The organism is Pseudomonas synxantha BG33R (genome assembly GCF_000263715.2).
Classification (GTDB): domain Bacteria; phylum Pseudomonadota; class Gammaproteobacteria; order Pseudomonadales; family Pseudomonadaceae; genus Aquipseudomonas; species Aquipseudomonas synxantha_A.
In genome coordinates this window covers 4,835,906-4,848,755 of the sequence record NZ_CM001514.1, presented here as the reverse complement: position 1 = coordinate 4,848,755, position 12,850 = coordinate 4,835,906, and the positions used below count along the sequence as shown (strand labels likewise).

12 protein-coding genes are annotated in these 12,850 nt (G+C 55.4%); 10 read left to right on the top strand and 2 right to left on the bottom strand.

All coding sequences use genetic code 11. The features are described from left to right. Positions 1–479: 479 nt before the first annotated feature. From fadD1 to PSEBG33_RS06350, 6 genes are all read left to right on the top strand, one after another. A complete protein-coding gene (gene fadD1 / locus PSEBG33_RS06325) occupies positions 480–2,171 on the top strand; it encodes a long-chain-fatty-acid--CoA ligase FadD1 (protein WP_005790755.1) in 1,692 nt (563 codons plus the stop codon). 180 nt (positions 2,172–2,351) lie between these two features. Continuing rightward, positions 2,352–3,140 (top strand): SDR family oxidoreductase, encoded by a 789-nt coding sequence (locus PSEBG33_RS06330; protein ID WP_005790752.1) that lies wholly within the window; start codon positions 2,352–2,354, stop codon positions 3,138–3,140. Positions 3,141–3,439: 299 nt separating this feature from the next. Beyond that, entirely contained in the window at positions 3,440–4,792 is a 1,353-nt protein-coding gene (aroA, locus tag PSEBG33_RS06335; RefSeq protein ID WP_005790750.1) for a 3-phosphoshikimate 1-carboxyvinyltransferase, read from the top strand. Between the two features lie 64 nt (positions 4,793–4,856). Then, the gene (locus tag PSEBG33_RS06340; protein WP_005790748.1) at positions 4,857–5,636 is read left to right on the top strand and encodes a phytanoyl-CoA dioxygenase family protein; all 780 of its coding nucleotides are present in this window, start codon (positions 4,857–4,859) and stop codon (positions 5,634–5,636) included. 14 nt (positions 5,637–5,650) lie between these two features. Next, entirely contained in the window at positions 5,651–7,381 is a 1,731-nt protein-coding gene (locus PSEBG33_RS06345) for a thiamine pyrophosphate-binding protein (RefSeq protein WP_005790746.1), read from the top strand. A 10-nt stretch (positions 7,382–7,391) separates the two neighbouring features. Next, positions 7,392–8,579, top strand: coding sequence for a multidrug effflux MFS transporter (locus PSEBG33_RS06350; protein ID WP_005790744.1), 1,188 nt, complete (start codon positions 7,392–7,394; stop codon positions 8,577–8,579). 61 nt (positions 8,580–8,640) lie between these two features. On the opposite strand, the gene PSEBG33_RS06355 is transcribed toward PSEBG33_RS06350, so the two are convergent. Continuing rightward, complete coding sequence (locus tag PSEBG33_RS06355; protein ID WP_005790741.1) at positions 8,641–9,018, bottom strand: hypothetical protein; 378 nt, start codon at positions 9,016–9,018, stop codon at positions 8,641–8,643. A 197-nt stretch (positions 9,019–9,215) separates the two neighbouring features. Between PSEBG33_RS06355 and PSEBG33_RS06360 the strand changes: the two genes are divergently transcribed. The 3 genes from PSEBG33_RS06360 to def all read left to right on the top strand — a co-directional run bounded on the left by PSEBG33_RS06360 (position 9,216) and on the right by def (position 11,073). Then, the gene (locus tag PSEBG33_RS06360) at positions 9,216–9,401 is read left to right on the top strand and encodes a CsbD family protein (protein ID WP_005790739.1); all 186 of its coding nucleotides are present in this window, start codon (positions 9,216–9,218) and stop codon (positions 9,399–9,401) included. Between the two features lie 179 nt (positions 9,402–9,580). Further along, on the top strand, positions 9,581–10,537 hold the full coding sequence (locus PSEBG33_RS06365; RefSeq protein WP_005790736.1) for a YihY/virulence factor BrkB family protein: 957 nt from the start codon (positions 9,581–9,583) through the stop codon (positions 10,535–10,537). Next, complete coding sequence (gene def / locus PSEBG33_RS06370) at positions 10,534–11,073, top strand: peptide deformylase (protein ID WP_005790734.1); 540 nt, start codon at positions 10,534–10,536, stop codon at positions 11,071–11,073. The genes PSEBG33_RS06365 and def overlap by 4 nt, the downstream gene beginning before the upstream one ends. Before the next feature lie 130 nt (positions 11,074–11,203). Here the strand turns inward: def and PSEBG33_RS06375 are convergent, their stop codons facing one another. Continuing rightward, complete coding sequence (locus PSEBG33_RS06375) at positions 11,204–11,617, bottom strand: GNAT family N-acetyltransferase (protein ID WP_005790732.1); 414 nt, start codon at positions 11,615–11,617, stop codon at positions 11,204–11,206. A 301-nt stretch (positions 11,618–11,918) separates the two neighbouring features. Between PSEBG33_RS06375 and PSEBG33_RS06380 the strand changes: the two genes are divergently transcribed. Further along, positions 11,919–12,848 carry a fatty acid desaturase gene (locus PSEBG33_RS06380; RefSeq protein WP_005790730.1) on the top strand — a complete coding sequence of 310 codons (930 nt, stop codon included), beginning with the start codon at positions 11,919–11,921 and terminating at the stop codon, positions 12,846–12,848. Positions 12,849–12,850: the final 2 nt, after the last annotated feature.

Below are 12,850 nucleotides of genomic sequence, written 5' to 3'. Positions count from 1 at the left end.
ACGGATATGTACTCGGTCTGATCCAACATCCTGGTCGGCTGTCAGGCCGCCTTCGCAGGCAAGCCAGCTCCCACATTTGGATCGCGTCGCATCATTTAGATAGTCGGTGGCTGTCAGGCCGCCACGGGAGCAAGCTCCCTCGCCACAGGTTCAGGGCCATGCCAAAGTTGTGTAGATACCCATGGCTATCGCAGGCAAGCCACACACAGTGTATTTTTCGCCCTTGAGAGCCTGTTCCAGAGCCATTTCTGGCGTTATAGAATTTTTGCTCTAAAAGTGACCATTGGATATTCTTGAGTCATGTTTATGACTGTAGGGCCCTCTTTTGGCTCTAGGCGGCCCTCGGCAAAGCTGCTACTCTCGGCGCGCTTTGTGACGTCTCGGCCTGCTTGAAAGCGCCAGATTCACCTAAAAACATACACCAATAATAATCGCATCAAATGCGATGATGAATTCGCGTCGCTGAGGAGTGGGCTTCCATGAATGAAGACTTTTGGAAGGATAAGTACCCCGCCGGGATTGCTGCACAGATCAATCCAGACGAGTATCCGAATATTCAGGCGGTACTGAAGCAGTCCTGCCAGCGCTTCGCCAACAAACCGGCTTTCAGCAACCTGGGCAAGACCATCACCTACGGTGAACTCTACGAATTGTCCGGGGCATTTGCCGCGTATCTGCAACAGCATACCGACTTGAAGCCTGGCGATCGAATCGCCGTGCAACTGCCCAACGTCCTGCAATACCCGGTCGCCGTGTTCGGCGCCATTCGTGCCGGCCTGATAGTGGTCAACACCAACCCGCTGTACACCGCGCGGGAAATGGAACATCAATTCAATGATTCCGGGGCCAAGGCCCTGGTTTGCCTGGCCAACATGGCGCACCTGGCTGAAAAAGTCGTGCCCAAGACCGCCGTCAAGCATGTGATCGTCACTGAAGTCGCCGACCTGCTGTCGCCGTTCAAGCGCCTGCTGATCAACAGCGTGATCAAGTACGTGAAGAAGATGGTCCCGGCCTATCACTTGCCCCAGGCCATCACGTTCAATGACGTGCTTGCCAAGGGCCATGGCCAGCCGGTGAATGATGTCAGCCCGGCCAGCAGCGATGTGGCAGTGTTGCAATATACCGGCGGTACCACCGGTGTGGCCAAGGGCGCGATGCTGACCCACCGCAACCTCGTCGCCAACATGCTGCAATGCAAGGCGCTGATGGGGTCCAACCTCAACGAAGGCTGCGAGATCCTGATCACACCGCTGCCGCTGTACCACATCTATGCCTTCACCTTTCACTGCATGGCGATGATGCTGATCGGCAACCACAACATCCTGATCAGCAACCCGCGTGACCTGCCGGCGATGGTCAAGGAACTGTCGAAGTGGAAGTTCAGCGGGTTCGTCGGCCTGAACACCCTGTTCGTGGCGCTGTGCAACAACGAAGCCTTCCGCAAACTCGATTTCTCCGCGCTCAAAGTCACCCTGTCGGGCGGCATGGCCCTGCAATTGGCGGCCGCCGAGCGGTGGAAGGCCGTGACCGGCTGTGGTATCTGCGAAGGCTACGGCATGACCGAAACCAGCCCGGTGGCCACGGTGAACCCGATCCAGCATATCCAGATCGGCACCATTGGCATTCCGGTACCGTCCACAGTGTGTAAAGTCATCGCCGACGACGGTACCGAGCTGGCGCTGGGCGAAACCGGCGAGCTGTGCGTCAAGGGCCCACAAGTCATGAAGGGCTACTGGCAGCGCGAAGACGCCACCGCCGAGATGCTCGACAGCGAAGGTTGGCTGAAAACCGGTGACATCGCGATCATCCAGCCAGACGGCTATATGCGCATTGTCGACCGCAAGAAGGACATGATTCTGGTCTCGGGCTTCAACGTCTACCCCAACGAACTGGAAGACGTACTGGCAGGCCTGCCGGGCGTGTTGCAGTGCGCAGCCATCGGCGTGCCGGACGAGAAGTCCGGAGAGCACATCAAGATCTTCATCGTGGTCAAGCCAGGCGCCACCCTCACCAAGGACCAGGTGATGGAGCACATGCGCGCCAACGTCACCGGCTACAAGGTGCCCAAGGCTGTTGAGTTCCGTGATGCGTTACCTACAACTAACGTCGGCAAGATCCTGCGGCGTGAATTGCGTGATGAAGAACTGAAAAAGCTGGGTGTGAAGAAATAGCCCGGTAAAGCGTGTTTGCCACAATTGAAAAGTACCCCTCGCTGAGGGGTATTTTTTTGCCTCTGGCGCGGCGTAATGCCCGGCTTGTCACTCCACGGGCTTGTGTGATATCGACTAATAACGACGCACGCTCGCTGAATACGCGACGCTTGCAAGTTGACGGCTGATCGAGGAGTGATGATGGACTTAGGGATTAGAGGTAAATGGGCTGTCGTCTGTGCTGCCAGTAAAGGGTTGGGTTATAGCTGTGCCCAGGCGCTTGCGGACGAGGGTGTAAACATCGTGATTAACGCACGGGGCGCGCCTGACTTAGAGGCTGCCGCACAGCGCTTGAAACTCGGAAATCCTGAGGGAGAAGTCATCACGGTAGTAGGTGATATTACTGACCCTTCGATTCGCCAGGCATTGGTCGATGCTGCCCCGCAAGTTGATATATTGATCAATAATGCCGGGGGGCCCAAGCCTGGGAACTTTCGTGAGTGGACCGATCAAGAGTGGCGTGCAGCAATTGATACCAATATGTTGGCACCTATCGAACTCATCAAGTCAGTGATCGATTCCATGGCAGGTCGAGGCTTCGGCCGGATAATCAATATAACTTCCGGCGCGGTTAAATCGCCCCTGGATGCATTGGGGCTTTCAACCTCAGTCCGATGCGGGCTTACCGGTTTTGTGGCGGGCTTGGCGCGTCAGAAAGACTTCGCATCGAGAAACACCACGATCAATAATATTCTGCCCGGTGCGTTCAAAACCGAGCGATTGGAAAATACCTTTCAAGTGGCGGCAGAGCGTTCAGGAAAAACAGTGAACGCTATGGCTGAAAGTCGACTGGCAACCATTCCGGCGGGGCGCTTTGGTGACCCGGCTGAGTTCGCTGCATTGTGTGCTTTTTTATGCAGTCATCAGGCTGCCTATGTGACCGGTCAGAACATCCTTATCGATGGCGGCGCCTACCCGGGTATCTTCTAATGGTTAGCCAAAGATGTCGTTGTGCCATATGAAATAGTAGAATTTTTAAAATTTAAACCGCCAGCGATGGCGGTTTTTTTATGGGTTTCGCTTTTTTTTGTGTGCCGTAACGGATTGAAGTAAAACGAAAAAATTCAATGAGTCATAGATTGGATCCAATCTTATTCCATTTTGTTATTTGAAACGCGTTAAACCCTAGGATAGGTTTTTAGTGGTTGTAACAAGATATTTCTGTCGCGTCGGTGAGCGTAATGCCCGCTCGCCGATCACATTGGATCTACTGTCTTAGGGAGCAATGCATGTCGACCCAAAAACGCTTGAAAGTCTTTCCTACCTCATCGATCGGCACTATCGCCACCATCCCCTCCTCAAAACCTGAAACACAACGGGCAATTATTGCCGCCAGCCTCGCCTCGGGAACTTCTTATATTTACAACGACCTTCGTTGCCTTGAAACCGAAACAATGAAAAAGGCATGTCGTAGTATTGGTGCAATTATCGAGGAGCAACCAGGCAGGTTAGTGGTAACTGGCACAGGCGGCTTGATCAAGCCTGAAAAGAAGGTGATCGACGCTCTAGGCTCCGGGTTGGTATTTCGAGTGTTTGCTGCGTTGACGTGCTTTACAACGACGCCGGCGGTTATTACCGGCGATGAAGTTCTGCGGGGGCGTGTCATGGAGCCTTTGTTTGTCGCCCTGGAAGGGCTGGGGGCTCATATTTCATGCATCAACCACAGTGGCAAGGCCCCGATTGTGAACTGGGGTGGTTATAAAGGGGGAGAGTGTACGATTGAGGGCAATATCAGCTCGCAATTCATCACCGCGATTCTGTTCTGCGCCCCCCTCGCCAAACAACCTACGGTGGTGAATATCCGCGGTGAAATTCTGTCGCTTTCGTATATCAAGCAGACTTTGGAAACCCTCAGCACTGCGGGGATCAGCTATGACGTGAACGCTGACTATTCACAGATTACGGTGTATCCCGGCCACTATCGCAGCGCGAACTATACGATCGTCGGTGACTACACCTCATCGTCCTATCTGATCGCGGCCGGCATCATCTTTCCGGGCGAGTTGACGCTCAAGAACATGAACAGCAAGAGTTTGCAGGGCGAGCGTGCGATTCTCAAAGTGGCCGAGGCGCTGGGCGTCAATGTTGAGTTCAATGACGCTGCCAATGAAGTACGCATTGTTAATAAGTTGGCTGAGTTAAAAGGCAAGTATCATTTCGATGCGAGTGATTACCCCAATATTGTGCCGACACTGGCGGCGATCGGTGCTTATGTGCAGGGTGAGTTCAAAGTGACCGGCGGCTCCATTACGCGCTTGCACAAGTCGCCACGCATTGAGGCGATGGTGACCGAGCTGGTGAAAATGGGTGTGGACATACAGCCGTTGTTTAAAAACGGCGTCTACGATGGCTTCGTTATTCGTGGTGAACCGAGTTACGCCGGTGATGCAGTGTTGTCAGCCTGGGGTGACCATCGAATTTTCATGTCATTGTTTGTGGCTTCCTTGCGGTGCCAACAGCTTAATGAGTTGGATGGTTATCAGGACGTTCATTGTTCCTTTCCGGATTTCTTCCAGGAATTTGAACGTCTGGGCGTGTCGTTTGAAGAAAGCTCGACAGCCGCCAAGCATGTTGAAGTCTGACTTACTATCTTTGAATTAAAGGGAGGGTGGCCTGGGTCACCCTCTATATAACGGATTATAGATCATGAACTTTCGAGAAAAGCTTGAACGGGATGGGTACGTCGTTATTCCAGGAGTACTCTGCAACGAGCAGGTGGAAAAGTTGCGTAAAACGTATGTCAATAGTTTGGCAGAGACCGAGCAGAGCACGCTGTTGCCAACGGCGTTTCTGCAATTTAGTGATATGGTCAATGCACTGCTCCATCCTGGTGCTATTCAGGCGATAAAGGATATTTTTCAGTCGGATTTTTCGCTGTTACCGAATTTTACGGTGCGCGAGAGCGTTTATATACCATGGCACAATGATGCGTACTTTCTTCCCGACGAAGTGATTTCGCCTAGCGCATTTCCCGAATTCTTACAGTGTGCTTATTATCTTCAAGATAATGATCCTGTGTCGGGCGGCGGCATCACCTTACTGCCGGGGTCGCACAAGCTCAGTAAAGATGAAGTCAAGATCAGGCTCGCCGAACCGGTAAAATTCGAGCGCACGATCATGAGTAAGGCCGGCGATCTGGTTATTTGGGATAATCGAGTAACTCATCGCAGCAGTGCGCCGGATCAGACGCCTGTGGAAACAAAGCTGGCCATTCAATGGACTGTTTCTGCTTCGACCAAACATAACGCATCCTACATTACCTACCTGCGTGCCCGGGCTGAGCGCAGCCTGCATGTTTCGGACTATTTGCCCAACAGCCCCAAGCCATATTTTGCCGATATGCCCAATGTGCGCTACCCCTCTTCTTTTTCACAAGATGCCGTGTTGAAGATGAAGGGCGAGAACATCACATTTATCGAGATCTGAACAGGGGGTTTGCAATGGAATTGCAAAGTACTGGCGAAACCGGTGCACATTACATTCTTCGCCAACTTCAGTCTTTGGGGGTTACGCACTTCTTCATGGTGCCTGGCAAGTTGATCAATGCGTTTATGCGTTGTTATCCCAGTGATGGCTCTACAACGCTTGCCATTGAACCGGTGGTTACAGCGTGTGAAACAGGCGCGTCCTATATGGCCGAAGGCTATGCGCGTGCCAGTGAAACATTCGGGGTGTGCCTGGTGATAGGCGGGCCGGGTGTTACCAACGCGCTGACCGGGATCGCTTCCGCTTACACGGACCACCAGTCGGTCTTGCTCTTGTCGGGCCAGATTGCGTCATCGCTGGAAATGCAAAACGTGCTGCAGGACGGGAGCCAAACCGGCGTGAATCTGTGTGATGTATTCAAACCCATCACCCGCAGTGCCCTCGAGGTCAAGGCAGGGCAACCCTTGTCGGCGTTTTTGCGCGAATCGGTGCGGTTGTTGAAAGGCATGGAAAAAGGCCCGACCTACTTGGCCGTCAGCAAGGAAGCACTGTACGAGAAATCCACGAGCCGCGCCGATATCGCTGCCAACGTACTGGAGTCGTGGAGCAACCAAGCGCTTGCCGTTGAAAAGATCAAAAGCGCGGCGATCAAGGCCGTGTTCAAGCGCTCGACCAATCTCGTCATTCTCGCGGGGCTACGTTGCAAAAACTCCAAGGTTGGCGCTGCGCTCCTGGCATTTTCCGAGCGCTTTTCGATTCCGGTCGCGACCACCTTGAGCGCCAAAGGACTGTTCCCGGAGGACCATCCCAACGCCTTGGGCGTTTACGGTTATTCGGGAAACAAGCGCGCTATCGAGGCGTTCAAGGGCGGTGTGGACGGTGTGATTCTCCTTGGGCTCGATACCACTCAATGGAGCACCATGCTCTGGTCCCATGAGCTAAGGCCTCAATTTGGCGCGATCCAGGTGGATGAGAACCCAGATTATCTGGGACGGTATCTTGGTATTGATCACGGCGTGGTGGCGACGGGGGAGGGTTTCCTGAGGCTGGTCAGCGAGGTTCACGCACAAGAGCTGGAGGCCAGCCAGGAGAGTCGCTCCAGGTGGTCGAATGATCTTCAACGGGTGCCGCTGCATTACCCCGTCGATGCCAAAGCTACGGGCAATCTTGCCGACCATCCCGCCGCCTATATCCCGGTGCTGCAAGCGTTTTTCCCCAGTGATGGCGTGGTGTGTGTCGATTCGGGCTCCCATCGATCCTTCTTCGGCCACTACTGGACTGCGCGGGGGGCGGCGGCCTATTTATCGGCAACAACATTAGGCCCGATGGGCTGGAGTATCCCGGCAGGCATCGGTGCAAGTTTCGCCCGCCCCGAGGGCAAAACCATGGTGATTACCGGTGATGGCTGCATGCTGATGCAGGGCCTTGAGCTATCGACCGCCGCGAAACATGGGTTGAATATCGTCTTCGTCGTTTTCAATAACCGGTCCTATTCGGCAAGTTACTTCAATAACAAAGACAACTTAGCCGCGCTGACGCAAATTCCCGATTACAACTGGTGCCTGTTTGCCCAGAGCCTGGGCGTGAGTGCGACGTGCGTGGACTCGCCACAGGCCTTGCAAGATTGTATTGAAAGCATCATGAGCACCGCCGCCCCTCATCTGATTGAAATCAAATGCGACGGGCGACATACCACGCCCAACAGCGAATACGGCACACGCTTGAAAGACCATCCATTACTGTAAGGAGCCTGTCGTGAATTCTAGAATGGTGATCACCAACTCCTGCCTGATCCTGGTATTGGGGTTGTTTTCCATTGACTTGTACAACCCCGCCTTGCCGGAGATTGCACGGGTATTTTCGGTAACTGACGCGCAGTCCCAAAACCTGGTGGTCTTCTATCTGGCAGGCTTTGCACTGTCCCAGTTGGTGTATGGGCCGATCTCCGATAGAAAAGGGCGGGTACCGGTGATTATGGTCTCCCTTGCCCTCGGCGCCTTGGGCAATTACCTGACGTCGACGGCGGACAGTATTCAGGCGCTCTATCTGTTTCGTTTGTTAACAGGCATCGGTGCTGGCGGTTGCCCCGTGATAAGCCGGGCGATATTGAGCGATACGTTCAAAGATAAAACCGAGTTGTCCAAATCGCTGACGGTGTTCTCCATGGCGTCCCAGGTCTCGCCTGCGCTTGCGCCGGTACTGGGTGGTTTTATAACTGCTGCACTTCCTTGGCAATATAATTTCTACGCACTGACCCTGATCACGCTGCTCGGCGCCGTATTTATCAAGGCCACACTGGTTGAAACAGCTCCGCTGCAGGGCGTGCCTTCCAAACGGCTTGAGGGTTTCAAAGTGCTGCTGCGCGACTTCAACTTCATGGTTTACAGCCTGGTCTCTGCGGTACTGTTTGCGATCACCATCGGCTACTTCACCGCGAGCCCATTCATCTATCAATTGCAGTTCCATCTGCAGAGCCAGGAAAACGGCCTGCTGTTCGTTGGCTACTCTGCGGGTATCGTCTTGGGTTCTTACCTGACCAAGCGGTTTTTGAATCGTTACTCGCCTGAGCGCATCCTGATGACGTCCTTGGTGGCGCTGACGGTGTTGGCGGCGCTCGCTCCGCTGGTTCTCCAGGCATTCAAGTTGGTCACGGCCCCGGCGCTGGTGGCGTATGGCTTTTTGGTCGCTCTCGGCTGTGGCCTGTCCTCACCCTTGTTGTTGGGGATCAGTCTGCATGGCCAGGCAAAACATGCCGGTACCGGGAGTGCGCTGCAAGGCGCGATCAAGATGGCGGGTGCGGCACTGGCGCTGTTCTTTTTCTCTGAGGGGCACACCAGCACCGCCATGGGGCTGATGATGGGGATACTGGTCATGTCGCTGTTTTGCCTGTTCGCCATCGCCCTGGCTCAGCGTATTGCCGGCCGGTCAGTGGCAACCGCCTGAAAGTGCGCGAGAGTGTGACTGCTGGTATAGCAGTCACGCTCTCGCCGGTTAGGGGCGATGGTTACAGAGTGAACTGGGCAAAGCTCACGCCGGCACCCGCCGGGCGCACATCCTTGAGGAACGAGTCCTTGTCGGCACTCAGTTCCAGGGTAATCTCCGGCTTGCGCTTGCCCGCATTGCGTACCACCAACCCTTCCAGCTTTTCGCGCAGAAACACAGTCGGCACTTTCAGGTGCAACAACTGGTCCGTCTCGGCGTTATGCATCAGCAGATGGATCCACTCGTACTGGCCCACGGCAATCCGCGCAACGGGCAGGTCGAACCACCAGATATTGCGCTTGTGGTCCAGGTCGGTGAAATGGCAGTTGTTGACGCCGAGTACGGCACCGCCCAGTTCCTGGTTTCTGCGGGCGATAGCCTGTGCTTTATTGAGTTTCATAACCTTCCTACGGGATCTGTTATTCAGCGTTGCAGCCTGAATGTGCCGGGCATTCTCGTGGGTTGGCCGCAAAACATAAAGCCAAACCTGCGGCAGGCGATAAAATGCCTCGCGAAAATAATTGAAACTCTGCCGAAGCGTCCTGGGTCAACCTCTACGTAATGACCAAAACCCTCGATTGTTCCAGGAGAAATACCATGAGCAGCACATCGGATAAGGCAAAAGGTTTGGCGAACGAAGCGGTCGGCAACATCAAGCAGGGTATCGGCAAAGTCACGGACAACGACAAACTGCGTGCAGAAGGCGTGATCCAAGAGAAAAAAGGTGAAGCGCAGCAAGCAGTCGGGAAAACCAAGGACGCGGTGAAAAAAGCCACCGAATAAGGCGTTCTGCTGGTTTTGCCCAGCAGTATGGCGGCCATCCACGGATGGCCGTTTTTGTGTGAACTGTTGCAACTAAATTTTGGAAATTGTTTCAAAGTCGCCAAATGGGCTACTTTGATGTAGAAAACGGCCCCTGAGTCGCCCACGAACTCAACCTCTTTGCGGCGAAAGGAGACGCTATGATTTTTCCGGTACTCGATGGTCTCAAGCTGCATAAGGTGCTGATACGCACCGTCACGGAATTCGTCGATGACGAGATGCCTACCTACGCCTCGGCACTGGCCTATCAGATGCTGTTCTCGTTGTTTCCCTTCCTGCTGTTCCTGATTGCCCTGATCGGTTTCCTGCATCTGCCGGACTTCTTCACCTGGCTGCGCTTGCAGTCGGAGCTGGTGTTGCCGCCCCAGGCGCTGGAGCAGGTCAACCCGGTCATCGACCAGTTGCAACAGTCCAAGGGTGGCTTGCTCTCGGTAGGTATCGTCATCGCGCTGTGGACCGCCTCTGCGGGCGTACGTTTGATGATGAGCGCGATGAACGCCGCGTACGACGTGGTCGAAGGCCGGCCGATCTGGAAGCGTTTTCCGCTGTCGATTTTCTACACCGTCGGCATTGCCGGCATGTTGCTGGCCGCCGCTGCGCTGATGGTGCTTGGCCCGCAGGTCATGGAATGGCTGGCCGGGCAGATCGGCATGCAGGAGTTCGTCGTCACCCTGTGGACCATCCTGCGCTGGCCATTGATCGTGATCCTGCTGATGTTCGCCGTGGCACTCATGTATTACGTGATGCCGGACGTCGAGCAGAAATTCCGCTTCATTACCCCAGGCTCGGTGTTGGCCGTGGTGGTGTGGATTGTGGCTTCCCTGGGCTTTGGTTATTACGTCAAAACCTTCGCCGACTACAACGCCATGTATGGCAGCATCGGCGCGATCATTGTCCTGCTCCTGTACTTCTATATTTCCGCCGCCGTGTTACTGCTGGGTGCGGAGATGAATGCCGTGATCGAACACATGTCAGCCGAAGGCAAGGACCCAGGTGAAAAGGAGTTTGACGAACCCGGTCATACCGATGAAAAACAGCACGTCTCGGGCCTAGGCCGGGACCACTCCAAGCCCACCCCTGAAGAAGTGCCACGATGATCCGTGAAATCCTGAAAATGGGCGACGAGCGCCTGCTGCGTATCGCTCCGCCGGTGCCGCCGGAAATGTTCGACAGCCCCGAGTTGTGGCAACTGATCGACGACATGTTCCAGACCATGGAACATGTGGGCGGTGTTGGCCTGGCTGCACCGCAGATTGGTGTCGACCTGCAACTGGTGATCTTTGGTTTCGAAGCCAGCGAGCGCTATCCGGAGGCGCCGCCGGTACCGCAGACCATCCTGATCAACCCGCTTATCACGCCCCTGAGCCCGGTGCTGGAAGAGGGCTTCGAAGGCTGCCTGTCGGTGCCCGGTTTGCGCGGCGCCGTGAACCGTTACCAGCAGATCCGCTACGAAGGTTTCGATCCCAAGGGCGAGCCGATTGTGCGTTTTGCCGACGGCTTTCATGCGCGGGTGGTGCAGCATGAGTGCGACCATTTGATCGGTCGGCTGTACCCGTCGCGGATCACCGATTTCAGCAAGTTCGGGTTTATCGAAGTGATGTTCCCGGAATTGGATCCGACAGCTGACGAATAAACACCAGGCTACCTGAGGTCCCAATGTGGGAGGGGGCTTGCTCCCGATAGCGGTGGACCGGTCGACATTTCAGCGACGGATACTCCGCCATCGGGAGCAAGCCCCCTCCCACATTTTTGCCCGGCATCATTCAGGTGACTGAGAACCCCATCGCAATCATCGGCTTGTTCCGTTTGTAGCGCACCAACCGCTCGCTGAGGGACTGCGGCAGCAGCGTGTCCTGACTGAACCCCATACGCTGATACAACCCCTCCAGATCCGGATGGCACAGCAGCCACACCGTACCCTCCACTCCGGCTACCGCCTGCTCAATCAAGCGTGCCGCCAACCCCTGGCCGCGATAGGCCGGGTCGACAAACACCCCCGTCAGCCACTGCCCACCCACCACCGGGCTCAAGCACAAGCCGGCCACGATCTCGCCGTCGCGAGCTACCCACAAACGGCCGCCCTTGAGGGCCCTCATCGAAGAGTTGTGGCTGCGGTAAAACTTGTTCAGCAGTGGCCAGAGGGGCTCTGCCAGCGTTTCGATGTGCAGGTCGGGCATGGTTGTTGGGCCAGCATTGTCAGGGCCGGGGATTATAAGCGCCTTCTGTCGATCAATAGGTGGTATACCCAGTGCTACATCCCCTGTTAGTGGAGCACGCATCATGGCCAAAGGTATGGATTCAAAGAAAGCCGCGAAGAAAAAGCCGGCAAAAACCGCGGATGAAAAACGCGCCGACAAGAAGACCAAGAAATCCGAAGCCGGCCTGTTCGGTCACTGAGTTACAAGCTTAGAACCAAACAATCTGCAAGATTTTCCCGCCTCATTGCACAGAGCAGGAAACACCTGCTCTGAGCTGCCGATGGCCAACTACCTTGATCTGACCCACCGCCGGGAAATCGAAGCCCTGGCGACGACCTTTGCCGCAAGAACCGAATGGCCGACCTGGTTGCTGTTGATCGGTGTATATGCCGGTTGGTTCGCCGTGATCCTTGGCAGCCAGTGGCTAGGCCTGTTGCTGAGCACACTGTTGCTGATCCCGATCGTCACGCTGTGGCTGTCGGTGCAACACGAACTGCTCCACGGCCACCCGACCCGTTCGTTGTTGCTCAATAAACTCCTCGGCTATGCCCCTTTCGCGGTGTGGTTTCCCTACACGCTGTACCGCGACAGCCACCTGTTGCACCACAACGACGACGACCTGACCCTACCGGGCATCGACCCTGAAAGCCGCTACCTCAATCAGCAGCAATGGGACAACAGCTCGCTGTTCGAACGTGGCGTGCATTGGTTGACCAAGACCGTGCTTGGCCGCTTCCTGCTGGCTGCGCCGTTGGCCATTGGCCGGTTGGCCCGTCACGAGTTTCAACGCCTGCCCCAGGCATGGCCGATGTGGCTGGCCCACGGCGCCATCACTGTGCTGATGCTGAGTTTCATAGCCTGCTACAGCGCGCTTGCGGTGTGGCATTACTTGCTGCTGGTGAGTGTGCCGGCCTTGTCCCTGGCGTCGATCCGTTCCTACTATGAACACCGCCCACACCTGCAACCGGAGCAGCGCACCGTACTCAACGAAGCGTCCTGGCCATGGTCCTGGTTATTTCTCAACAACAACTTGCACCTGGTGCACCACGACTTGCCGAAACTGCCCTGGTACTTGCTGCCCACGGTCTACCGCGCCCGGCGCGAGCAATGGCTGATGCGTAGCGGCGGCTTCCTGGTGCAAGGCTACGGCCAGTTGATCAGCCGTCACGGCTTCAAGGCTATCGATAGTCCCCGGCATCCTTTTGCGTGAGA